Consider the following 21,133-nt stretch of genomic DNA (forward strand, 5'->3'; position numbering starts at 1 on the left):
CGTCAGACGGCCCGGTCCGCCTTGGTAAATCGGCGCTCTTCCCGGCGCTGGGCGCGGGCGGTGGCGTAGAGGCAGACGGTGGCCGCGGTGCCCAGGTTCAGGCTCTCGGCCCGGCCGTGCACCGGTACCCGCACCACGGCGTCGGCCAGATCGCGGTCGTCCTGCGGGAGGCCCCAGGCCTCGTTGCCGAACACCCAGGCGGCGGGATTCTCCAGGTGCGGGGCGGCCATGGAGGACGTCGTGGTTGCCCCGGCCCCCACGGTCACCTGGGCGGGTGGCCCGGTCTCGGTGCTGCTGCGGGTTGCTGGGCTGCTGCGGGTTGCTGGGCTGCTGACGGCCCGGTCCTCGGCGTCGTCGGCCAGGTCGTCCAGGTCGTGGTCGCCCGCACCGTCCGCGGCCAGGATCTGCAGGCCGGCCGCCCGGAGCTGCCCGACGGCCTCGGCCAGCGGGACACCGGCCACCACCGGGAGGTGGAACAGACTTCCCGCGGTGGAACGCACGCACTTGGGGTTGTGCACGTCGACGCTGGCGTCGGTGAGCACCACGGCATCGGCCCCGGCGGCGTCGGCCGCGCGGATCACGGTGCCGGCGTTACCCGGGTCGCGGACCTGCGAGAGCACGGCCACCAGCTTCGGCCGCCGGGCGATGACCTCGTCCAGCGACACCGTGATCAGGTCGCAGACGGCGAGCAGGCCCTGCGGGGTGGTGGTGCCCGCCCCGGCGAGCATCGTGGCCAGTACCTCATCCGTGACGATGCGGGCCCACACCCCGGAATCAGAGGCGTCGTCGAGGATCTCGGGGTACCGGTCGGCGGCTTCCGGGGTGGCGTAGAGCTCCCGCAGAGCGCCCGGGGCGACCTGCTGCCCGGCTGTTCCCTGGCTGGCCGTTCGCTGACTGACCGCCAGATGTTCGGCCACTGCTTCGCGCACGCCCTGCGGCCCCTCGACCAGGAACCGGCCGGCCCGCAGACGCGCGGAACGCCCGGACAACCGGGCCACTGCCTTCACCCGGTCGGACCGGGGATTGGACAGCGCCTCGAGCGCCGGGCGTTCCGTCATCATGTTCGTCTCGCTGGTCCCGGGCCGATACGGGGGCAGTTCAGCCCGGGGACGGCGAAAAGGCTCAGGCCGCAGTGGTGTCAGCGGTCGCCGGGAGGGCAGCCTTGGCCAGCACGACCAGGGCGGCGAACGCGGCCTCGTCGTTCACGGCCAGCTCGGCCAGCATGCGACGGTCGACCTCGATCTCCGCGGCCTTGAGGCCCTGGATGAACCGGTTGTAGGTCATGCCGTTCGCACGGGCGGCGGCGTTGATGCGCTGGATCCACAGCTTGCGGAAGTCACCCTTGCGCGCACGACGGTCGCGGTAGGCGTAGACGAGCGAGTGGGTGACCTGCTCTTTGGCCTTGCGGTAGAGGCGTGAGCGCTGCCCGCGGTAACCGCTGGCGCGCTCGAGGACCTCGCGGCGCTTCTTCTGGGCGTTGACTGCCCGCTTGACGCGTGCCACGTGGAGTCTCCTTGGTTCTTGTCACCGGTCAGGACCGGCGACGGGGGTCAGTAAGCGGGGAATCAGAGGCCGAGCAGGCGCTTGATGGCCTTCACGTTGCCGGGGGCGACGGGCTGGTCAGACGCCAGACGACGCGTGCGGCTCGAGGACTTGTGCTCGAGGTAGTGACGGGCGTTCGTCTGCTCACGCATCAGCTTGCCCTTACCGGTGACCCGGAAGCGCTTCTTCGAACCGCTGTGCGTCTTGTTCTTCGGCACGTCTGTTTCTCCTCATCGATCCGCGCGCGGGGTGTCCGGCACGCGGAAGGTGGTCGGGACCGGGCGGACGGCACATCTCGTGTGTCCGCCCGGTCACCTGCTTAGCCTTCGTACAGGCTCAGCCTCTGCCCGTCAGGCGTCGGCCGATGTCTGCTCGGGGGTAGCTGCCGGCTTGGCGGCTTCCTCCGTGGGCTTGGTCTCCGCCGGCTTGGCCTCGCTGGGCTTCGCCTCGGCGGCCGGTCCCGGGGCGGGACGCGGGCCAGGCCCGGGGGCCGGACGCGGACCCGGTCCCGGGGTGGGACGCGGGCCGGGCCCGGGGGTGGGACGCGGGCCGATCGAGCCCGGGGACGGGCGCGGTCCGACCGCTCCCGGGGTGGGACGCGGCCCGGTGGCCGGGAGCGGGCGCGGGCCGGTGGCGGGACGGCCGGCTGCGGGAGCACCCGCACCGGGACCGGACGACACCGGACGCGGTGTACCCGTGGTCGCGGGCCGGGAGGACGGGCTCCCCGGACCGGAACCGAAGGACGGACGCTCGCCCCGGTCGGGACGCGGACCGGACGGCCGGTCGCCGCGGGGGCCACCGGGACCGGTACCGAACGACGGACGCTCGCCCCGGTCGGGACGCGGACCACGGTCCGGACCCGAGCCGTACGGCGGGCGGGAACCACCCGGACGGTCGGAGCGCGGGCCGCCCCGGTCCGGGCGGGAGGACGAGTATGCGGGCGGGCCGGAGCTGCTCGCGGCGGGCGGCAGGGCGGACGGCGGGGGCGTCGCGCGCTTGATGAAGATGGGCTCCTCATCGCTGGCGGCGTCCGGCACGGCGGTCTCGGCTGCCTCGTTCGCCTCAGCGACCTCGGCGGTCTTCTCCGCGGCCTGGGCTGCCTCCTGGCGGCGGCGCGCGGCGCGTTCGGCCTTCTGCTCGGCCTGGATGTCCTTCTGCTCGGCCTTGGCGTCAGCCTTCTTCTTGTTCGGGCCGATCACCATGACCATGTTGCGGCCGTCTTGCTTCGGGTTGCTCTCGATGTAACCGAGCTCGACCACGTCGGCCGCCATGCGCTGGAGCAGGCGGTAACCCATCTCCGGGCGGGACTGCTCACGACCACGGAACATGATCATGACCTTGACCTTGTCGCCCTCATTGAGGAACCGCTCGACGTGCCCCTTTTTCGTGGAGTAGTCGTGAGGGTCGATCTTGAGCCGGAGCCTGATCTCCTTGAGGACCGTGTGGGCCTGGTTCTTCCGGGCCTCACGGTCCTTGATCGCAGACTCGTACTTGAACTTTCCGAAGTCCATGAGCTTGCAGACCGGCGGCCGCGCCTGGGGGGCGACTTCGACAAGGTCGAGGTCGGCCTCCTGGGCGAGACGCAGCGCGTCTTCGACCCGGACGATGCCGACCTGCTCCCCGTTGGGGCCGACCAGCCGCACCTCTGGGACGCGGATACGGTCGTTAATCCGGGGCTCGCTGATGTGTTACTCCTTCGTACGGTCTCGAAGACCGCCGACAAACAGGAGAAGGCTCCCGGATGCAGGCGCTCGGGAGCCTCAGTAACGGTCGCACGGCAAACTGATATTCCGTTCGCGTGCACCCCCACCAGTGACGGTGAAGGGCCCCTCCTGGTCGGGAGGAGCGGACCGGAACCCGATGTCATCGCACCGGAGTGCTGTGACGGCGGGTGGGAGAGACTCCACTTGGCGCACCAGGCTCTGTCGCGAACTCACCCACGAGGGTGGGTTCAGCAGCGGAACCTGGTCGGTCAGTTCCTCACATTAGCAGTAGCAGGCCGATGCCCGCGACACCAGCCCTCCGGGCGACCACCTCGTCCGCCATTCCGTCCGAGCCACCGCCCCCTCTCCAGGTTCGTGATCATGGAGAGGCGGGGGCACGGGTCAGACCGAGCGGACCGTCAGGCGGACCGAGTCGGTGCGCTCGGTGACGATCTGGTCGGTCAGCAGCAGCTCGCCGACCTGGGTGGTGGTGCTGCGGACCTGGTCGCGCTCGAGGCCCGGGGGCAGGCCGAGCACGACCACCAGGCCGGCCTCCCCGTCGGCCTCGCAGCGGTGGGCCTTCACCTCGGGCACGGTGCCGATCAGGGCGGTGATGCCGGCGAGCAGGTCCGGATCCTGCGCCGGAGGCAGCCAGTCACGGCCCTGGGCCACGGCCCAGACGGCCGGGCGCGGCAGCTCGACCGCGGCACCGGCCGGGTCGATGACGATGCGGGGGCACTCCTCGACCACCGCGGCCTGGGCGGCCCGGGCGGCCTCGACCGGCACCGGGCGGGCCTTCGGGTTCCACTCCTGCAACGCGGCGACGCTGGAGAAGACCGGGAGGACCCGGGACTCGTCCTCACCGACGAGGGTCACCAGGGCCATGTCGGAGCTCTTGTCCCCCTCCGACGCGACCAGCTCGGCGTCGTCGTCACCGAGCACGGCGACGATCGGGACCAGCACCCGGGTGGGGGCCCAGGCCCGGGTGATCGCGACCAGGTCACCGTCGGCGAGCGCGGCGGTCAGGGCCGCGTCGGCGGTTCCGTCGTCGCCCGGGAAGGGCTGCGCGGTCAGGGTGCGGCCCGACCAGGGGGTGCCCGCCGAGTCGGTGTCGTGGTGCGGGTTGATGCCGTGTGCCATGTCGATCAGCTCCTGTCCGCTCCTGTGTGTTCCGGGCGGCTTGCTCAGCCGGCGACGTGCAGGGCCTGCTCCAGCGTGAAAGCGCCGTTGTAGAGCGCCTTCCCGACGATCGCTCCCTCGACGCCGATCTTCACCAGGGCACGCAGGGCGGCGATGTCGTCGAGATTCGCGATGCCGCCGGAGGCCACGACCGGCTTGCTGGTGCGGCGGCAGACCTCGGCGAGCAGGTCGAGGTTCGGGCCCTGCAGCGTGCCGTCCTTGGTGACGTCGGTGACCACGTAGCGGGCGCAGCCGTCCTCGTCGAGACGAGCCAGGGTCTCGAACAGGTCGCCGCCCTTGCTGGTCCAGCCGCGGCCGGCCAGCTCGGTGCCGCGCACGTCGAGGCCGACGGCGATCCGGTCACCGAACTCGGCGATGGCGTCGCGCGTCCAGGAGGGGTTCTCGATCGCGGCGGTGCCCAGGTTCACGCGGGCGCAGCCGGTGTCCATCGCGGCCCGCAGGCTCGCGTCGTCCCGGATCCCGCCGGACATCTCGACCTTCACCCCGAGCCCGCTCAGCTCGGCGCAGACCCGGGTGATCAGCTCGCGGTTGCTGCCCCGGCCGAACGCGGCGTCCAGGTCGACCAGGTGCAGCCACTGCGCGCCGGCCTTCTGCCAGGCCCGGGCCGCCTCCAGCGGGTCGCCGTAGCCGGTCTCGCTGCCGGCCTCGCCCTGCACCAGGCGCACGGCCTGGCCGTCGGCGACGTCGACGGCGGGCAGCAGCTCGAGCCGAGCGGGGGCGGCGGAGTCAGACATGGAAAACCCTTCGAAGGCGTGCGACCGGCCTGGTCATCCCGAGGCCGGTGAAGTCGGCGGCCACGCTATCGCGGCCCCCGGCCGGAGACAGGCGCAGCCCCGGGGACCCGGCGAGGACCGGCCTGATCCAAGGGCCCTCCAACCCCTTCGTGATCATGCAAATCCCCCAGCCTTCGGCCGGGAGGTGCCCCCACTCCCTGGAGTTCTAGAACTTTGAGCTCGGGAGTTCTAGAACTCCGGGGAGGTTTTGCATGATCACGAACAGAAAAGGGGTGGCGGAACGCCCGGGGCTCGTGGGGCTCGGTTACAGGGTCGTCAGCCAGTTGCGCAGGAGCTGGGCCCCGGCGGCGCCGGACTTCTCCGGGTGGAACTGGGTAGCCGTGAGGGGGCCGTTCTCGACCGCGGCCACGAACCGGCCGCCGTGCTCGGACCAGGTGACCAGCGGCGGCTTGAGCGAGGCCAGGGGGTCGCCGGGAGAAGGGAGTTCCCACTTCTGCACGGCGTAGGAGTGCACGAAGTAGAAGCGCTCGTGCTCGATACCGGCGAAGAGCTGCGAGCCCTCGGGGGTCTCGACGACGTTCCAGCCCATGTGCGGCACGACCCGGGAGGGCAGCAGCTCGACGGTGCCGGGCCACTCCCCCAGGCCCTCGACATCATCGCGGCCGAACTCGGCGGATTTCTCGAACAGCACCTGCAGGCCGACGCAGATCCCGAGGACCGGCCGGCCACCGGCCAGACGGCGCCCGATCAGCCGGTGCCCGCCGACGGCCCGCAACTGCTCGGCGACCGAGGCGAAGGCCCCCACACCGGGGACGACCAGGCCGTCGGCCTCCAGGGCGCGATGGAAGTCGGCGGTCAGCTCGACGGTCGCGCCGGCGCGCTCCAGCGCCCGCACGGCCGACCGGACGTTGCCGGAGCCGTAGTCCAGCACCACGACCTGGGGTGAAGTCATACCCCGAGTCTAGAAGAGCCCCGGACGCCACCCGCACCCGACCATGATCACCCGGGGACACTTTGCATCATCACGGACGAGGGGTGTGGGGAAGGTTTACATGATCACCAACGACATCAAGAAGCCGTGATCATGCAGACCTTCCCCGCAGAGCCGGGTCAGGCCTTGCGGCCGGACTTCACCGCGCGGCGGTACTCCTTGTTGAGGTTGGCGATGCTGACGAACGGGATCTCCTTGGGGCAGGACACCGTGCACATCCCGGTGTTCGTGCACCCACCGAAGCCCTCCGCGTCCATCTGCTCGACCATGTCCAGCACCCGGGTCGTGCGCTCCGGCTGGCCCTGGGGCAGCAGGTTCAGGTGCGTGACCTTGGCCGAGACGAAGAGCGACGCCGAGCCGTTCGGGCAGGCCGCCACGCAGGCGCCACAGCCGATGCAGGTGGCGTTGGCGAAGGCCTCGTCGGCGTCGGGCTTGGGGATGCGGGTGGAGTTGCCCTCCGGGGCCGATCCGGTCGGAGCGGTGATGTAGCCGCCGGCACCGATGATGCGGTCGAAGGCGCTGCGGTTCACCACCAGGTCTTTGATCACCGGGAAGGGGGCCGCACGCCACGGCTCGATGACGATCTCCTCGCCGTCCGAGAAGGCGCGCATGTGCAGCTGGCAGGCGGTGGTCTGCTCCGGGCCGTGGGCCTCGCCGTTGATGACGACACCGCAGCTGCCGCAGATGCCCTCGCGGCAGTCGTGGTCGAACGCGACCGGGTCGTCGCCGCCGAGGATCAGCTTCTCGTTGAGCGTGTCGAGCATCTCCAGGAACGACATGTCCGGCGAGACGTCGTCGAGGTCGTAGTCGACCATGGCGCCGGCGTCGGCGGCGTTCTTCTGCCGCCAGATTTTCAGCTTGAGCTTCATCAGTTTCCTTAACAGATCAGGCGTAGCTGCGCTGGGCCGGGTGTACGTAGTCGAAGATCAGCTCTTCCTGGTGCAGGACCGGGTCGCCGCTGACGGTGCCGAACCGGCCCTGGCCGCCGTACTCCCAGGCCGCGACGAACGAGAACTTGTCGTCCTGCCGCTCGGCCTCTCCATCGGCGGTCTGGCTCTCCTCCCGGAAGTGCCCACCGCACGACTCCTCCCGCATCAGCGCGTCGATGCACATCAACTCGCCGAGCTCGATGAAGTCAGCGACCCGGTTGGCCTTCTCGAGCGACTGGTTGAGCTCGGCGCCCGTGCCAGGCACCTTCACCCGCTTCCAGAACTCGTCGCGCAGGTGCCGGATCTCGCTGATCGCCTTGCGCAGCCCGGCGTCGTTGCGGGCCATGCCGCAGTAGTCCCACATGATCTGGCCGAGCTCGCGGTGGAAGGAGTCGACCGTGCGGTCGCCCTGGATCGAGAGCAGTTTCTCGATGCGGTCCTTCACCAGGGTCTCGACCTCGGTGACCTCGGGCGCGTCGGTCGGCACCGGGGCGAACTTGTTGCTGCCGATGTAGTTGTTGAGCACCGTCGGCAGCACGAAGTAACCGTCGGACAGGCCCTGCATCAGCGCGGACGCACCGAGCCGGTTGGCGCCGTGGTCGGAGAAGTTGGCCTCACCGGCGGCGAACAGACCGGGGATGGTGGTCTGCAGGTCGTAGTCCACCCACAGGCCGCCCATCGTGTAGTGGACGGCCGGGTAGATGCGCATCGGCTGCTGGTACGGGTTCTCGGAGGTGATCCGGGCGTACATGTCGAAGAGGTTGCCGTACTTCTCCCGCACGGTCGCCTCGCCCATCCGCGCGATCGCGTCGGCGAAGTCCAGGTACACGCCCTGACCGCCGGGGCCGACGCCACGGCCCTCGTCGCAGACGGTCTTCGCGGCCCGGGAAGCGATGTCACGAGGCACCAGGTTGCCGAACGCCGGGTAGATGCGCTCCAGGTAGTAGTCGCGCTCGTCCTCGGGGATCTGGTCGGGCGGACGCGTGTCGCCCATCTGCTTCGGCACCCAGATCCGGCCGTCGTTGCGCAGCGACTCACTCATCAGCGTGAGCTTGGACTGGTGGTCGCCGGAGCGCGGGATGCAGGTCGGGTGGATCTGCGTGTAGCAGGGGTTGCCGAAATACGCGCCGCGCCGATGGGCCCGCCAGATCGCCGAGGTGTTCGAGCCCTTGGCGTTGGTGGAGAGGAAGAAGACGTTGCCGTAGCCACCGGTCGCCAGCACCACCGCGTCGCCGAGGTGGGTGGAGAGCTCACCGGTAACCAGGTTGCGCGCGACGATGCCCCGGGCCCGGCCGTCGATGATGATCAGGTCGAGCATCTCGTGGCGGGCGTGCATCTCCACGTTGCCGGCGTCGATCTGCTTCGACAGCGCCTGGTAGGCGCCGATGAGCAGCTGCTGGCCCGTCTGGCCACGGGCGTAGAAGGTGCGCTGCACCTGCACGCCGCCGAACGAGCGGGTGTCGAGCAGACCGGAGTACTCGCGGGCGAACGGCACGCCCTGCGCCACACACTGGTCGATGATCTTCACGCTGTTCTCGGCCAGGCGGTAGATGTTCGACTCCCGGCCCCGGAAGTCGCCACCCTTCACCGTGTCGTAGAACAGCCGGTAGATCGAGTCACCGTCGTTGCGGTAGTTCTTCGCGGCGTTGATGCCACCCTGCGCGGCGATGGAGTGCGCGCGGCGGGGCGAGTCCTGGAAACAGAACTGCACCACGTGGTAGCCCTGCTCGGCCAGCGAGGCACCCGCGGCGCCCCCGGCCAAGCCGGTGCCGACCACGATCACCTTGTGCTTGCGCCGGTTCGACGGGTTGACCAGCTTGGCCGCGAACTTGCGGCGCTCCCAGCGGGTCTCGACGTCACCGCCGGGCGCCTTGTCGTCGGCGATGGCCTCGCCGACGCTGTAGAACTCGCCCTCACCGACGAATTTCATCTCTTCCGACATCTCAATCCACCAACCCGAAGACGACGCTGTACGGAACGAGCAGGAAGCCGAAGCCGATGACCAGGGCCACGACCACCGCGAAGGTGCGGAAACCGGCCGTGGTGGCCCGGTTCCAGCCCAGCGTGTTGGCGGCGCTCCACAGGCCGTGCCAGATGTGCAGACACAGGGCCACCATCGCCAGCGTGTAGATGCCCACGTTCCACCACTGGTCGAACCCGGCGGTGATCCGCTCGTAGGGCTCGTGCGAGGTGGCCGGGTTCACCGTTCCGGTGGTCATGTCCAGGATGTGCCAGATGATGAAGAGCAGCAGAGTGACACCGCCCCAGCGCATCGTCGAGGTGGCGTAACCACCCTTGCGCTTGGCGTGGTACTTCACCGGCCGGGCGTTCACGTCGTGCCGCGACAGGGTCACGGCCGCCCAGATGTGCAGCACCAGTGCCACGGTGAGCACGGCCCTCTGGATCCAGAGGTACCAGGCCTCGTGCAGAGCGGGCTCACCGATGGTGCGCAGCCAGGCCGCGTACTCGTTGAACTCGGTCTCGCCGAAGAAGATCTTCAGGTTCCCGACCATGTGCACGACGACGAACGCCAGCATGATCAGGCCGGTGACGGCCATGATCATCTTCCGCCCGATGGTCGAGCGGTGGAGGGTGGCGAAGCCCGTCACACGCGGGTTCTTGCTCAGCGTCTCTACCACGAGCGGCAAGATATTCCCTAGAGGCTGATTAGGTCCAAGAGATGATGCGTAGGCTCTCAATAGCCAGGGCCTATCGACCTGATTACGCTGTGCTCGTGCAGTTGCAGCAGCTCGTATATTTCCTGACCGTCGCGGAGACGAAGCACTTCACCCGCGCCGCGCAGCTGCTGGAGATCGCCCAGCCCTCTCTCTCGCAACAGATCAGGGCGTTGGAAACATCACTGGGTGCGGAGCTCTTCGACCGGGTGCGCGGCAACATCACGCTGACCCCGGCCGGCGAGGCGTTGCTGCCGATCGCCCAGCGGATCACCGTCGACGTGGAGTCGGCCCGCCAGGAGGTGCGCGAGCTGGTCGAGCTGCGCAGCGGGCGGGTGCGGCTGGGCGCCACCCCGAGCCTGCTCACCGGTCTGCTGCCGGAGGTCGCGCGCCGCTACCACCGCCGCTACCCGGCGATCCGGCTGGTGCTGGAGGAGAGCGGGTCACGCGACCTGGTGGCCAAGACCGCCTCGGGTCTGATCGACCTGGCCCTGCTCGTGTTGCCCCTGCACGCCGACGACCCGGCCCTGGAGACGGTGCCCCTGCTGCGGGAGGACCTCGTCGTGGTGTCGTCCACCCGCGACCCGGGCCCCACCGACGGCCGCCCGATCGCGATCTCCCAGTTGCGGGGTCGTCCCCTGGTGATGTTCCGGGCCGGCTACGAACTGCGCGAGGTGACCGTGGGCGCCTGCCGCCGCGCCGGCTTCGCGCCCACCCTGGCGGTCGAGGGCGGTGAGATGGACGCGGTGCTGAGCATGGTCGAGGCCGGACTCGGGCTGGCCGTGGTGCCCAGCACGGTGGTCGCCGGGCGATCGGCCACCCACCGCGTCACCCCGATCGCCTCCCCCGGCCTGTCCCGCACGATCGGCCTGGCCCACCGCCGGGGGGCCCAGCCCTCCCGGGCCGCCCAGGAACTGCGGGCCGAACTGCTGGGCTACCTGGGCACCGCCTCCGTGGACGGGACCCTTCCGCAGGGAACGGAACTGATCACTCCCTGAACCACCCACAACAAAAAGGGAGGACGACCCGGCAGCTGCCGGGTCGTCCTCCCTTGGGGGTTTACTACAGAGAGCCCTTGGTGCTGGGGATGCCGGTCACGCGCGGGTCGGGCTCGACCGCCACGCGCAGCGCCCGCGCGAGCGCCTTGAACTGGGCCTCGACGATGTGGTGCGGGTCGCGCCCGCCCAGTACGCGCACGTGCAGCCCGATCGAGGCGTGGTGGGCGATGGATTCCAGCACGTGCCGGGTGAGCGAGCCGATGTACCGGTCGCCGATCACCACGTACTGCTGGCCCTCCGGTTCCCCGGTCTGCACGCAGTAGGGCCGCCCGGACACGTCGACCACGGCGTGCACCAGCGCCTCGTCGAGCGGCACGGTGGCGTCGCCGAACCGGCGGATGCCGGCCTTGTCGCCGAGCGCGATCTTCAGCGCCTCGCCGATCACGATCGCCACGTCCTCCACCGTGTGGTGGGCGTCGATGTGCAGGTCACCGGTCGCGGTGACGGCCAGGTCGATCAGTGAGTGCTTGGACAGCGCGTTGAGCATGTGGTCGTAGAACCCCACCCCGGTGGAGATCTCGGCCTTGCCGGTGCCGTCCAGGTCCAGCTCGACGACGACACTGGATTCCTTGGTCGTCCGCTCGATCCGGGCGGTGCGGGACATCAGGTGCTCCTTGTTGTTGATTGAGGACGAAGTGGTCGGCTCACGCCAATCACGCGGAGTCAGGCGGAGTCAGGCGGGTACTGGCGCGTCGAGCAGGGAGTCCGCCAGAGCGTCGAGGAACGTGGTGTTCTCGGCCGGGGTACCCGCGGTGACCCGCAGAAAACCGGGCAGGCCCACGTCGCGGATCAGCACACCCCGCGAGAGCAGCGAGCGCCAGATCGCCTTCTCGTCGTTCAGGCCACCGATCAGCACGAAGTTGGCGTCACTCGGCGCGGGGCTCAGGCCCAGCTCCTGCACCGAGGTGACGATGCGGTCCCGCTCGGACTTGATCACCTCGACGGTGTCGAGCAGCACGTCGGAGTGCCAGAGCGCGGCGCGGGCGGCGGCCTGGGTGAGCGAGGACAGGTGGTACGGCAGGCGCACCAGCCGGATCGCGTCGTTCACCGCGGGGTGGGCGGCCAGATAGCCCAGGCGCACGCCGGCCAGGGCGAACGCCTTGCTCATCGTGCGGCTGACCACCAGGCGCTCTCGGCCCTCGAGCAGGCTCAGGGCGCTGGGCGTACCGACGCGGGCGAACTCGTGGTAAGCCTCGTCGACGATCACGATGCCGTCGGTCGCTTCGTAGGCGGCCTTGACCACCTCGAGGTCGAGGGCGGTGCCTGTGGGGTTGTTCGGGGAACAGAGGAACGTGACCGCCGGGTGGTGCCGGCGGATCTGCTCGACGGTCTCCTCGACGTGCAGATCGAACTGATGCGGGTCGTCCGTGCCCTGATCGACGACCTGATCGACGACCTGATCGGCACGGCCCCGTTTGCCGTCGACCCAGGTGGCACCGGTGCCGGTGGTGATGATCGGGTGCATCGAGTAGCTCGGGGTGAAGCCGAGCACGGTGCGGCCCGGGCCGGCGAAGGCCTGGAGCAGCTGCTGGAGCACCTCGTTCGAGCCGTTCGCGGCCCAGATCTGGTCGGCCTCCAGCTCGTGCCCGAGGTAGTTGGCCAGGTCTTCGCGCAGTCCGGTGAACTCGCGGTCGGGATACCGGTTCAGATGACGGGCCTGCTGGCGGACGCCCTCGAGGATCGCGGCGACCACCTCCCCCGGCACGTCGTAGCTGTTCTCGTTGGTGTTCAGCCGCACCGGCACCTCGAGCTGCGGCGCACCGTAGGGGGTGCGTCCGCGCAGATCGTCACGCAGGGGCAGACGGGCAAGAACCTCGGCCCGGGACTCGTTGCTCACGGTGGGGAGTCTAACGAGCGCTGCTGACACCGACACGTGTCGTTGTAGGTCACGTCTCCCACACGCTCCTGGTGACGGCGAAGTTCCCTAGAGTGATCAACGCAGGGGCGCGCGGTTCTTGCTCGGAGAAAGGCGGCTGGTGAACGAGGCCGACAGCAGTGGTGTGGTGACGGTGCTCGCGGCCGGCTGGGCATTCCGGCGTCCGCAGGTGGCGGCGGCCTACGAACGCGCGACCGGGGGCGACCGCGCCGAGGCGTACCTGACCTCGCGGGTGCTCACCCGGGAGGAGGTCACGGAGCTGGCCTCCCTGGGCTGGACGCCCGGCGACCTGCGCCGGCTGGTGCGGTTCGAGCGTCCCCGCCGTCTGGTGCCCGACCCGGTACCCGTCGATGCCGACCACCCGGATCCGGCCGCCCCCGAACGCCGCTGGTCACCGCCGCCGAGCCGGCCCGACCTGCCGCGCCGGGCGCAGTTGTCGTTCGGCGATCTGGTGACCTGGGCCCGGGTGCGCCCGGCCGACCGCGCCTGGCTGGCCGGGATCACCAGCACCGAGCTGCGCTGGCTCGGCCTGCCGCACGTGCTCGACACCCTGCAGCCCTATCTGACCTCGGCCCTGGACATCGACCCGGGCACCGCCCTGCGGCAGGCACGCCGCTACGTGCCGTTCACCCTGTTCGAAACCGTGGTGAAGGCGCGCGGCGGCTTCGCGGGCCTGCCCGGCGAGTGGATCGACCTGGTGCTCGGCGAGCGCTGGATCCACGAGGTTCCGGAATGGGAGACCACGGGCTGGATCTCGCACCCGGCCCAGGCCCCGTTGCTGTTCGCCCCGGCCGACCAGGGCCGGGACCCGTCGCAGCGCTGGGCCCGCTGGCACCCGGTCGCCCGCCTCGCCGGGCCCGGCGGTATCCACCCGGCCGACTGGTGGGCCGCCGGTTTCAGCACCGACGAGGCACTGCGGGCGTTCGACCGGGGGCGGGTGCCCGACCGTTCGGTGCTCGAGGCGATGGCTGTGGTGCGGGGCAAGACCGCTCCCAGAGAACCCTGAGCGCGTACTCCCGGAGCCGCTGCGCCGCCTCGGACCCCAGGCCCGTGCGGAGGGTCCTCCGACGAACAGCCTGGCTTACTGACGGGTCCGGCCCTGCGCCACAATGAGATTTCGCGTCACCGAGGGCGCGGGGCACACGACCACGCGCGGAGGTGCGGGATGACGGCACCCAGCGAGCGGCCGCTGCGAGCGGACGCCCGGCGCAACCGGGAACGCCTGCTGCGGGCGGCGGTGAAGGCGTTCAGCGTGGACGGCACCGAGGCCTCGCTGGAGGGCATCGCCAAGGACGCCGGGGTGGGCATCGGCACGCTCTACCGCCACTTCCCCACCCGCGACGAACTGGTCGAGGCGGCCTACCGCAACGAACTGGCCAAGCTCTGTGACTCGGCCCGGGAACTGCTCACCGACCGGGCCACCGACGAGGCCCTGCGCCGCTGGATGGACCGCTTCGTCGACTACATGGCCACCAAGCGCGAGATGGCCGACGCCCTGCGCGCGGTGATCGCGTCGGGCCGTAATCCGTACGCCACCAGCCGCGACCGGCTCACGGCCGCGGTGCAGCTGCTGATCGAGGCCGGGGCCGAGGCCGGCACCCTGCGCGACGACGTGCAGCCCCTGGACGTGCTCACCGCGGTGAGCGGTGTGGCGATGGCCGCGGGCACACCCGAACAGGCCGGGCGCATCCTCGATCTGCTGATGGACGGACTACGCCGTTAGCGCGGTCAGTTTCTTCACGGTGTTCCAGTTCCGTGTGGTGGCGGGCACACCTTTGACCTTGCCCACGGCGATCGCCAGCTTGCTGTCGGCGAAACCGTTCGGCAGACGCAGGTAGAGCTCGGTGCCGTGGGCGACGCACTCGTCCGGGGCGTAGGCCGCCGGGCCGAGTTTCGTCAGCTGCTCCTGTCCCGGCGCACCGCGCAGGAAGACGACCGCATGACGGGCACCGTCCGCGTCCGCCGTCGGGAAGGGGTTCGCCGCCACGATGCGCGCCATCTCGGGGCCGGTGCGCACCATCACCTCGGTGCGCAGACCAGCCTCATCGAGCAGCCGGGCCTCCAGCTCGGCGGCTACCTCCAACGGGTCGCGGGAGGTGGTGACCACCGCCTGGCCGCTCGCCAGGATCGTCGACACATCGGTGTGGCCGAGTTCCGTCAGCAGCGACCGCAGGTCGGCCATCGCCAGCTTGCGGCTGCCGCCGAGGTTGACGCCCCTCAGCAGCAGCGCGAGCCGGGTGCTCACCGCGGGAAGCGGGCCGTGACAGCCTCACCGTGGGCCGGCAGGTCTTCGGCGTTGGCGAGGGCGACCACGTGCCCGGCCACGCCCTCGAGCGCGGCGCGGTCGTAGCTGACCACGTGGATGCCCTTGAGGAACGACTGCACGCTGAGCCCGCTGGAGAAGCAGGCACATCCGCCGGTGGGCAGCACGTGGTTGGACCCGGCGCAGTAGTCGCCCAGGCTGACCGGCGAGTACGGCCCGACGAAGATCGCTCCCGCATTGCGCACCCGGGAGGCGACCAGATCGGCGTCCCTCGTCTGGATCTCGAGGTGCTCCGCCGCATAGGCGTCCACCACCGCCAGACCCGCGTCCATGTCGTCCACCAGCACGATCGCCGACTGCGGGCCGGACAGCGAGGTGGTGACGCGCTCGGTGTGCTTGGTGGCGGCGACACGGATGGCCACGGCGCTCTCGACCGTCGCCGCGAGTGCCTCGGAGTCGGTGACCAGCACGGCCGCTGCCATCGGGTCGTGCTCGGCCTGGCTGATCAGGTCGCTGGCGACGTGGTCGGCGTCGGCGCTGTCGTCGGCGAGCACCATGATCTCGGTCGGGCCGGCCTCGGAGTCGATGCCGATGATGCCTTTGAGCAGGCGCTTGGCCGCCGTCACCCAGATGTTGCCGGGCCCGGTGACCAGGTCGGACGGCTCGCAGATCCAGCTGCCGTCGGTGTCTTTCACACCGTAGGCGAACATCGCCACGGCCTGCGCGCCACCCACGGCGTACACCTCGTCGATGCCGAGCAGGGCGCACGCCGCGAGGATCGCCGGGTGCGGCAGCCCTTCGAAACCGGCCGGGTTGTCACGCTGCGGCGGGCTGGTGACCGCGATGCCCTGCACCCCGGCCGCCTGCGCCGGAACGACGTTCATCACCACGCTGCTCGGGTAGACCGCCCGGCCACCGGGCACGTACAGCCCGACCCGGTCGACCGGCACCCAGCGCTCGGTGACCGTGCCCCCGGGAACGACCTGGGTGGTGGTGCTCTCGCGGCGCTGGTCGTCGTGCACCAGGCGGGCCCGGCGGATCGACTCCTCCAGGCCGGCCCGCACGGCCGGGTCGAGCTGCTCCAGCGCGCGCTTCAGGGCCTCTTCGGGCACCCGGATCGACGTCAGCCGCACCCCGTCGAGCTGCTCGGTGAGCTCGATCAGCGCGGTCACACCCTGGTCGCGCACGCGCTCACAGATCGGGCGCACGGTGTCCAGCGCATGCTCCACGTCCATCGCGGCGCGGGGAACCACGGCGCGCAGGTCACGGGAAGTCAGGTGCTGGCCACGCAGGTCAAGTCGGCGGATCACGGGCGTCATTCTACGGCTGCCGGGATCGGGTCGACGGCGACAGGTCGATCGCCGGAGATACTGGTTGATGCTGAAGGGAACGCAAGGCCTGCGAGTTTGACTAGTTTGGTCCCGTGGCGACCCGGCTTCCCCTCTTCCCGCTCAGCACCGTGCTGGTTCCGGGTCTCGTACTGCCGCTGCACATCTTCGAGCAGCGCTACCGGATCCTGGTGCAGGCCCTTCTCGACCTGCCCGAGGGCGCGCCCCGGCACTTCGGGGTGATCGCGACACGCCCGGGCCGCGACCCCGAGACGCTCGAGGGCCTGTACCCGGTGGGCTGCACGGCCCAGATCCGTGAGGCGACGCCCTACGACGACGGCCAGTTCGATCTGGTCACCGTGGGGAACGCGCGGTTCCAGCTGCACGGGCTGGACGACGAGGCGGGGGCGCCCTACCACACGGGGCTCGTCGAATTCCTCGACGAACCGGACGGTCCCGGCGACCTGGACGCAGCCGCCGAACTGGTCGCCCTGCGGTTCGCCGCCTACCGCGACCGACTGCGGGTGGAGCAGTCCGGGGTGCCGACCGACCCGCGGGTGCTCTCCTACCTGGTGGCCGCCGCGGCCGTCCTGGAACTGCCCGAGCGGCAGTCGCTGCTCGAGGCGGCGAGCACCCACGAGCGGCTCACCGCCGAGCTGACGCTGCTGCGCCGGGAGATCGGGCTGCTCGACGCGTTCAGCTCGCTGCCGGCCGTGGACCTGAACAAAGAGCCACCGACCCCCAATTGAGGACGAGGTGACTGGCTTACGCCAGAATCTCGCCGTGGCCAAGAAGAAGGACGTCTCCGGGGGTACCCCGGCGACCAAAGTGCTCACCGGTGCCGGCGTGCCCTTCAGCGCGCACACGTTCGAGGCCGAGGACCGCAGCCGGGCCTCGTCCTCGTCCACCCGCCTGGCGTTCGGTTCCGAGGCCGCCTCCGCCCTGGGTGTGGACGAGGCGCGCGTGTACAAGACCCTGGTCGCCGAGGTGGACGGGGCGATGTGGGTGGCCGTCGTACCGGTCACCGGGCAGCTCGACCTGAAGGCGCTGGCCGCAGCCGCCGGCGGGAAGAAGGCCGTGATGGCCGATCCGGCCGCCGCCGAACGCAGCAGCGGCTACGTGGTGGGTGGGATCAGCCCGCTCGGTCAGCGCCGGGCCCTGCCGACCGTCGTCGACGTCTCCGCCCTGGATCACCCCACGGTGTTCGTCAGCGGAGGGCGGCGCGGGCTCGACCTGGAGCTGGCGCCGGCCGACCTGGTGCGCCTGACCCAGGCCCGGACCGCGGCGATCGGCCGCTAGTGGGGTGGCCACGAACAGGACGACGGGCGCGCCCCGCGCTAGGGCTCCAGGCGCCTCGACGTCCAGGGCAGGATCGCGCCGACCATGATCACCACAGCCGTGGTGGCGGGCCAGACGAACGCCGCACCGAGCGCCCGCAGGTGCGGGGTGCCCAGCTGGTTACCCAGGCCCCAGGAGATCGCGGCACCGATCGTGCTCGTGATCAGCACCACCAGCACGCGTCGCACGGGCGAGGCCCCGGGCCGGAGCAGTGTGACCACGCCGATCACCACGCCCACGAACAGCCCCAGCCCGATCAGCGTGCCGTCGACCGCGGCGGCGGCCTCCTGCTCGTCGCCGAACGACTCGGTGGTGGGCAGGAGCAGACGCCAGGTGACGGCCAGCAGGATGCCGAGCAGCAGGGGGCCGATCAGGGCCGCGGTCTCGCCGGCCAGGAGTTTCGTGGTCGCCGGCGACGGGGCCGGGCTGTCTCCGGGAGTACCGGGACGCTCTTCGATCATGCTCATCGATCGTCCACCTTAGCCAACGCCGGCATCCTCCGTCGGCCCCCTTCGGCCGGAGCCCGGCTCACCCCGCGTCGCGAAGCCGTTCCAGGGCCACGGCCAGATCGTCGGGGTACTCGCTCCCGTACTCGACCCACTCGCCGGTGCCCGGGTGGTCGAACCCCAGACGCACCGCGTGCAGCCACTGCCGGGTGAGCCCCAGCCGCGCGGACAGGGTCGGGTCGGCGCCGTACATCGAGTCGCCCACGCAGGGATGACGCAGGGCGGAGAAGTGCACGCGGATCTGGTGCGTGCGCCCCGTCTCCAGGTGCACCTCCACCAGCGACGCGGCCCGGAAGGCCTCCACCACCTCGTAGTGGGTGACGCTGGCCTTGCCCCCGGTCACGACCGCCCATCGGTAGTCGTGCGTGGGGTGACGGCCGATCGGGGCGTCGATGGTGCCTCGCAGCGGATCGGGATGGCCCTGCACGACCGCGTTGTAGGTCTTCTCCACGGTGCGGTCGCGGAACGCCTGCTTCAGCACCGAGTAGGCGTGCTCGCTCTTCGCCACGACCATCAGGCCGCTCGTGCCCGCGTCGAGGCGGTGCACGATGCCCTGCCGCTCGGGGGCCCCCGAGGTGGCGATCGAGTACCCGGCCGCAGCCAGGCCCTGGGTCACCGTCGGGCCGGTCCAGCCCGGGCTGGAGTGCGCGGCCACACCCACCGGCTTGTCGATGACCACCAGGTCGTCGTCGTCGTGAACGATCCGCATGCCCTCGACCGGCTCCGGCGGGGCGGCGTCGGCCGGATCGGCGCCGGGCAGGGTGATCTCCAGCCAGGCCCCGGCCCTCAGCCGTTCGGACTTGCCGGCCGGTGAGCCGTCGAGCAGCACCGCGCCGTCTCCGGCGAGGTCGGCGACCGCATTGCGGGACAGGCCGAAGAGACGGGACAGGCCGGCGTCGAGCCGCTCCCCCGCCAGGCCGTCGGGCACGGGCATGGAACGGACGTCAGGCATTCTCGGGCTTCTCCGCAGTCTTCTCCGCCGTCTTCTCCGAGCTCACGCGCCGGCCGTCGATCCCGATGCCGATGATGCTCAGCACCGCGATGAGTACGGCCGCGCAGGTGATGGAGCAGTCGGCCAGGTTGAAGATCGGCCAGTTCGGCAGTGCGAGGAAGTCCACGACGTGCCCGCGGAACACCCCGGGCGCACGGAACACCCGGTCGGTCAGATTGCCGACGGCGCCGCCGAGCAGCAGACCGAGCGCCACGGCCCAGCCCCAGTGCCCGAGCGTGCGGGAGATCCGGATGATGAACACGGCCACCGCGATGGCGACGACCGAGAAGATCCAGGTCGAGCCGGTGGCCAGGGAGAACGCGGCGCCGGGGTTGCGGATCAGGTAGAAGCCGAAGAGGTCACCGACCACGTCGACCCGGCCCTCGCCCGTCAGTTCCTTCACCGCGAGGTACTTGGTCAGCTGGTCCAGCCCCAGGACGACCAGGGCAATCAGTGGCACGGCGGCGGCGTACGCCTTCTTACGCCGGGGTGCGGCACTCTCGGTGGGCCCAGGATCGACGGGTGATGTCGTGGGCGGGGTCGGCTCAGTCATCGTTCCCCTAGGGTGCCATGCCGCGCCACGCCTTCACGCACCTGCTCTCCCCTGGCCGGCTACTGGCTGACTACCGGCTGGCTACCGGCGTTCCTGCCGCTGCTTGCACGTCACGCACAGGGCCGCCCGCGGGAAGGCCTCCAGCCGGGGCATGGCGATCGGCTCCCCGCAGCTCTCGCAGATGCCGTAGGTGCCCGCGTCGATCCGGTCGATGGCCTCCTGGGTGGCCAGGATCGCCTCGCTCACCCGGGTCAGCAGCGCCTGCTCGTGCTCCCGGCCGAAGGTCTTGCCGCTGGAGTCGGCCGGGTCGTCGCCGGAGCCGGCCTGGCTGTCGCGGATCACGTCGGCCAGCCCGTCGAGCACGACCTGGTGCTCGTTCTGGAGCTGGATCAGTTCGGCGGCCAGCTCCTCGCGGATACCGGCGAACGAGGTGGTGGTCATGCGCTCGGCACCGGGCACGGGAGCGTCCTTTCCTGGGGCGGTCCTACGGCAAGGGGGCGGTCCTACCGGCAAACGCGAGCGGCGCCGGGCATGCGTGGGAAGCATGGGCCGGCACCGCTCGCCAAAACGGCTCTGGCGGATTCAGACCAAGTCTGAACCCGCCGGGCCGTACTCGCTAGGGCTGTGTCAGTTCTGTCCGCCGAAGGGGTACTGCGCCGGCGCGTCGGAACCCGAGTCCGAGTACCCACCACGGGTCGGGAGCGGCGCGCCGTAGGGCGCGGCACCGACACCGGCGGGCTGGGACTGCGGCTGCTGCGGGCCACGGGTGGGCACGACGGCGGCCTTCGACTCCAGCTCACGGAGCTGGCCTTCCAGGTACGACTTGAGCCGGCTGCGGTACTCACGCTCGAAGGCACGCAGCTCATCGATCTTGCGCTCGAGCAGCGAACGCTCCTGCTCCAGGGAGCCGAGAGTCTGGCGCTGCTTCTCCTCGGCCTCACGGATCAGGCGGTTGGAGTGCTCGCGAGCCTCACCGACGATGCGGTCGCGGGTCTGCTCACCGTTGCGCACGTATTCGTCGTGGAGCTTCTGGGCGAGGGCCAGCATGCCGGCGGCAGCCTCGGGCCCCTGCGACTGGGCCTCCATCACGGCCGGGACCCGGACCGGCTCCGGCGCGACGGCAGCCACGGGCTGCGGCGCGGGCGGCGGCGTCGGCATCGGGGCGGGAGCCGGCTCCGGAGCGGACTCGCGGGCCACATTGGCGCGAGACAGTTCCCCGACGCGTCGCTCACACGAGCTCAGCTTTCCGCGCAGCTCCTCGTTCTCCTCGCCCAGGCGGCGAAGCTCGTTGACGACCTCGTCCAGGAAGTCGTCGACCTCGTCCTGGTCGTAGCCTTCGCGGAACTTGGTCGCCTGGAAGCGCTTATTAACAACGTCTTCGGGCGTCAACGCCATCTGGTCACCTCGCGTTGGTCACTCATTCGGAAGTGCGGAGCCGCTGCTACG

At 70.6% G+C, this 21,133-nt stretch carries 24 protein-coding genes; 5 read left to right on the top strand and 19 right to left on the bottom strand.

The annotated features are described in order from the left end of the window. Window positions 1-2: 2 nt before the first annotated feature. The 10 genes from QSK05_RS34710 to QSK05_RS34755 all read right to left on the bottom strand — a co-directional run bounded on the left by QSK05_RS34710 (window position 3) and on the right by QSK05_RS34755 (window position 9,663). On the bottom strand, window positions 3-1,058 hold the full coding sequence (locus QSK05_RS34710; protein WP_352303716.1) for a TrmH family RNA methyltransferase: 1,056 nt from the start codon (window positions 1,056-1,058) through the stop codon (window positions 3-5). Between the two features lie 64 nt (window positions 1,059-1,122). Further along, the gene (gene rplT, locus QSK05_RS34715; RefSeq protein ID WP_231484824.1) at window positions 1,123-1,503 is read right to left on the bottom strand and encodes a 50S ribosomal protein L20; all 381 of its coding nucleotides are present in this window, start codon (window positions 1,501-1,503) and stop codon (window positions 1,123-1,125) included. A 62-nt stretch (window positions 1,504-1,565) separates the two neighbouring features. Next, on the bottom strand, window positions 1,566-1,760 hold the full coding sequence (gene rpmI / locus QSK05_RS34720; protein WP_285601657.1) for a 50S ribosomal protein L35: 195 nt from the start codon (window positions 1,758-1,760) through the stop codon (window positions 1,566-1,568). A 132-nt stretch (window positions 1,761-1,892) separates the two neighbouring features. Then, on the bottom strand, window positions 1,893-3,185 hold the full coding sequence (infC, locus tag QSK05_RS34725) for a translation initiation factor IF-3 (protein WP_352303681.1): 1,293 nt from the start codon (window positions 3,183-3,185) through the stop codon (window positions 1,893-1,895). Window positions 3,186-3,647: 462 nt separating this feature from the next. Further along, window positions 3,648-4,385 (bottom strand): SseB family protein, encoded by a 738-nt coding sequence (locus QSK05_RS34730; protein WP_285601658.1) that lies wholly within the window; start codon window positions 4,383-4,385, stop codon window positions 3,648-3,650. A 44-nt stretch (window positions 4,386-4,429) separates the two neighbouring features. Next, window positions 4,430-5,179 (bottom strand): bifunctional 1-(5-phosphoribosyl)-5-((5-phosphoribosylamino)methylideneamino)imidazole-4-carboxamide isomerase/phosphoribosylanthranilate isomerase PriA, encoded by a 750-nt coding sequence (gene priA, locus QSK05_RS34735; RefSeq protein ID WP_285601659.1) that lies wholly within the window; start codon window positions 5,177-5,179, stop codon window positions 4,430-4,432. A 304-nt stretch (window positions 5,180-5,483) separates the two neighbouring features. Beyond that, a complete protein-coding gene (hisH, locus tag QSK05_RS34740) occupies window positions 5,484-6,131 on the bottom strand; it encodes an imidazole glycerol phosphate synthase subunit HisH (RefSeq protein WP_285601660.1) in 648 nt (215 codons plus the stop codon). Between the two features lie 158 nt (window positions 6,132-6,289). Further along, window positions 6,290-7,039 (bottom strand): succinate dehydrogenase/fumarate reductase iron-sulfur subunit, encoded by a 750-nt coding sequence (locus QSK05_RS34745; protein WP_285601661.1) that lies wholly within the window; start codon window positions 7,037-7,039, stop codon window positions 6,290-6,292. A gap of 16 nt (window positions 7,040-7,055) precedes the next feature. After that, on the bottom strand, window positions 7,056-9,029 hold the full coding sequence (locus QSK05_RS34750) for a fumarate reductase/succinate dehydrogenase flavoprotein subunit (protein ID WP_502879874.1): 1,974 nt from the start codon (window positions 9,027-9,029) through the stop codon (window positions 7,056-7,058). Window positions 9,030-9,042: 13 nt separating this feature from the next. Beyond that, on the bottom strand, window positions 9,043-9,663 hold the full coding sequence (locus QSK05_RS34755) for a succinate dehydrogenase cytochrome b subunit (protein ID WP_502879875.1): 621 nt from the start codon (window positions 9,661-9,663) through the stop codon (window positions 9,043-9,045). A gap of 170 nt (window positions 9,664-9,833) precedes the next feature. Between QSK05_RS34755 and QSK05_RS34760 the strand changes: the two genes are divergently transcribed. Further along, window positions 9,834-10,772, top strand: a complete 939-nt coding sequence (locus tag QSK05_RS34760; RefSeq protein ID WP_285601664.1) for a LysR family transcriptional regulator — start codon at window positions 9,834-9,836, stop codon at window positions 10,770-10,772. A gap of 64 nt (window positions 10,773-10,836) precedes the next feature. On the opposite strand, the gene hisB is transcribed toward QSK05_RS34760, so the two are convergent. Together hisB and QSK05_RS34770 are read right to left on the bottom strand one after the other, a co-directional pair. Next, on the bottom strand, window positions 10,837-11,436 hold the full coding sequence (hisB, locus tag QSK05_RS34765; protein ID WP_285601665.1) for an imidazoleglycerol-phosphate dehydratase HisB: 600 nt from the start codon (window positions 11,434-11,436) through the stop codon (window positions 10,837-10,839). A 69-nt stretch (window positions 11,437-11,505) separates the two neighbouring features. Next, window positions 11,506-12,669, bottom strand: coding sequence for a histidinol-phosphate transaminase (locus tag QSK05_RS34770; protein ID WP_285601666.1), 1,164 nt, complete (start codon window positions 12,667-12,669; stop codon window positions 11,506-11,508). Window positions 12,670-12,808: 139 nt separating this feature from the next. On the opposite strand from QSK05_RS34770, the gene QSK05_RS34775 reads away from it, so the two are divergent. Further along, window positions 12,809-13,714 carry a hypothetical protein gene (locus tag QSK05_RS34775; RefSeq protein ID WP_285601667.1) on the top strand — a complete coding sequence of 302 codons (906 nt, stop codon included), beginning with the start codon at window positions 12,809-12,811 and terminating at the stop codon, window positions 13,712-13,714. 159 nt (window positions 13,715-13,873) lie between these two features. Continuing rightward, the gene (locus QSK05_RS34780) at window positions 13,874-14,431 is read left to right on the top strand and encodes a TetR/AcrR family transcriptional regulator (RefSeq protein ID WP_285601668.1); all 558 of its coding nucleotides are present in this window, start codon (window positions 13,874-13,876) and stop codon (window positions 14,429-14,431) included. On the opposite strand, the gene QSK05_RS34785 is transcribed toward QSK05_RS34780, so the two are convergent. Together QSK05_RS34785 and hisD are read right to left on the bottom strand one after the other, a co-directional pair. Then, the gene (locus QSK05_RS34785; protein WP_285601669.1) at window positions 14,420-14,953 is read right to left on the bottom strand and encodes a DUF1697 domain-containing protein; all 534 of its coding nucleotides are present in this window, start codon (window positions 14,951-14,953) and stop codon (window positions 14,420-14,422) included. The genes QSK05_RS34780 and QSK05_RS34785 overlap by 12 nt on opposite strands. Then, complete coding sequence (gene hisD, locus QSK05_RS34790; RefSeq protein ID WP_352303690.1) at window positions 14,950-16,281, bottom strand: histidinol dehydrogenase; 1,332 nt, start codon at window positions 16,279-16,281, stop codon at window positions 14,950-14,952. The genes QSK05_RS34785 and hisD overlap by 4 nt, the downstream gene beginning before the upstream one ends. A gap of 113 nt (window positions 16,282-16,394) precedes the next feature. Between hisD and QSK05_RS34795 the strand changes: the two genes are divergently transcribed. Both QSK05_RS34795 and ybaK read left to right on the top strand, forming a co-directional pair. Beyond that, entirely contained in the window at window positions 16,395-17,048 is a 654-nt protein-coding gene (locus tag QSK05_RS34795) for an LON peptidase substrate-binding domain-containing protein (RefSeq protein ID WP_285601671.1), read from the top strand. A gap of 34 nt (window positions 17,049-17,082) precedes the next feature. Further along, on the top strand, window positions 17,083-17,598 hold the full coding sequence (ybaK, locus tag QSK05_RS34800) for a Cys-tRNA(Pro) deacylase (RefSeq protein WP_285601672.1): 516 nt from the start codon (window positions 17,083-17,085) through the stop codon (window positions 17,596-17,598). 38 nt (window positions 17,599-17,636) lie between these two features. Here the strand turns inward: ybaK and QSK05_RS34805 are convergent, their stop codons facing one another. From QSK05_RS34805 to QSK05_RS34825, 5 genes are all read right to left on the bottom strand, one after another. Then, the gene (locus QSK05_RS34805) at window positions 17,637-18,104 is read right to left on the bottom strand and encodes a hypothetical protein (RefSeq protein ID WP_285601673.1); all 468 of its coding nucleotides are present in this window, start codon (window positions 18,102-18,104) and stop codon (window positions 17,637-17,639) included. A gap of 61 nt (window positions 18,105-18,165) precedes the next feature. After that, a complete protein-coding gene (locus tag QSK05_RS34810) occupies window positions 18,166-19,095 on the bottom strand; it encodes an RluA family pseudouridine synthase (protein ID WP_285601674.1) in 930 nt (309 codons plus the stop codon). Beyond that, window positions 19,088-19,687 carry a signal peptidase II gene (gene lspA, locus QSK05_RS34815; protein ID WP_285601675.1) on the bottom strand — a complete coding sequence of 200 codons (600 nt, stop codon included), beginning with the start codon at window positions 19,685-19,687 and terminating at the stop codon, window positions 19,088-19,090. The genes QSK05_RS34810 and lspA overlap by 8 nt, the downstream gene beginning before the upstream one ends. 81 nt (window positions 19,688-19,768) lie before the next feature. Continuing rightward, window positions 19,769-20,146 (bottom strand): TraR/DksA family transcriptional regulator, encoded by a 378-nt coding sequence (locus QSK05_RS34820; protein ID WP_285601676.1) that lies wholly within the window; start codon window positions 20,144-20,146, stop codon window positions 19,769-19,771. A gap of 168 nt (window positions 20,147-20,314) precedes the next feature. After that, window positions 20,315-21,082 carry a DivIVA domain-containing protein gene (locus tag QSK05_RS34825; protein WP_285601677.1) on the bottom strand — a complete coding sequence of 256 codons (768 nt, stop codon included), beginning with the start codon at window positions 21,080-21,082 and terminating at the stop codon, window positions 20,315-20,317. Window positions 21,083-21,133: the final 51 nt, after the last annotated feature.

The organism is Kineosporia sp. NBRC 101731, assembly GCF_030269305.1.
Classification (GTDB): Bacteria; Actinomycetota; Actinomycetes; order Actinomycetales; family Kineosporiaceae; genus Kineosporia.

Excerpts from the sequence above, each read along its gene's own strand:
- QSK05_RS34710 (WP_352303716.1), bottom strand. The coding sequence starts at position 1,058 with ATGACGGAACGCCCGGCGCTCGAGGCGCTGTCCAATCCCCGGTCCGAC.
- QSK05_RS34730 (WP_285601658.1), bottom strand. The coding sequence starts at position 4,385 with ATGGCACACGGCATCAACCCGCACCACGACACCGACTCGGCGGGCACC.
- priA (WP_285601659.1), bottom strand. The coding sequence starts at position 5,179 with ATGTCTGACTCCGCCGCCCCCGCTCGGCTCGAGCTGCTGCCCGCCGTC.
- hisH (WP_285601660.1), bottom strand. The coding sequence starts at position 6,131 with ATGACTTCACCCCAGGTCGTGGTGCTGGACTACGGCTCCGGCAACGTC.
- QSK05_RS34745 (WP_285601661.1), bottom strand. The coding sequence starts at position 7,039 with ATGAAGCTCAAGCTGAAAATCTGGCGGCAGAAGAACGCCGCCGACGCC.
- QSK05_RS34750 (WP_502879874.1), bottom strand. The coding sequence starts at position 9,029 with ATGAAATTCGTCGGTGAGGGCGAGTTCTACAGCGTCGGCGAGGCCATC.
- QSK05_RS34755 (WP_502879875.1), bottom strand. The coding sequence starts at position 9,663 with ATGATCATGGCCGTCACCGGCCTGATCATGCTGGCGTTCGTCGTCGTG.
- hisB (WP_285601665.1), bottom strand. The coding sequence starts at position 11,436 with ATGTCCCGCACCGCCCGGATCGAGCGGACGACCAAGGAATCCAGTGTC.
- QSK05_RS34780 (WP_285601668.1), top strand. The coding sequence starts at position 13,874 with ATGACGGCACCCAGCGAGCGGCCGCTGCGAGCGGACGCCCGGCGCAAC.
- QSK05_RS34805 (WP_285601673.1), bottom strand. The coding sequence starts at position 18,104 with ATGAGCATGATCGAAGAGCGTCCCGGTACTCCCGGAGACAGCCCGGCC.
- QSK05_RS34810 (WP_285601674.1), bottom strand. The coding sequence starts at position 19,095 with ATGCCTGACGTCCGTTCCATGCCCGTGCCCGACGGCCTGGCGGGGGAG.
- lspA (WP_285601675.1), bottom strand. The coding sequence starts at position 19,687 with ATGACTGAGCCGACCCCGCCCACGACATCACCCGTCGATCCTGGGCCC.
- QSK05_RS34825 (WP_285601677.1), bottom strand. The coding sequence starts at position 21,082 with ATGGCGTTGACGCCCGAAGACGTTGTTAATAAGCGCTTCCAGGCGACC.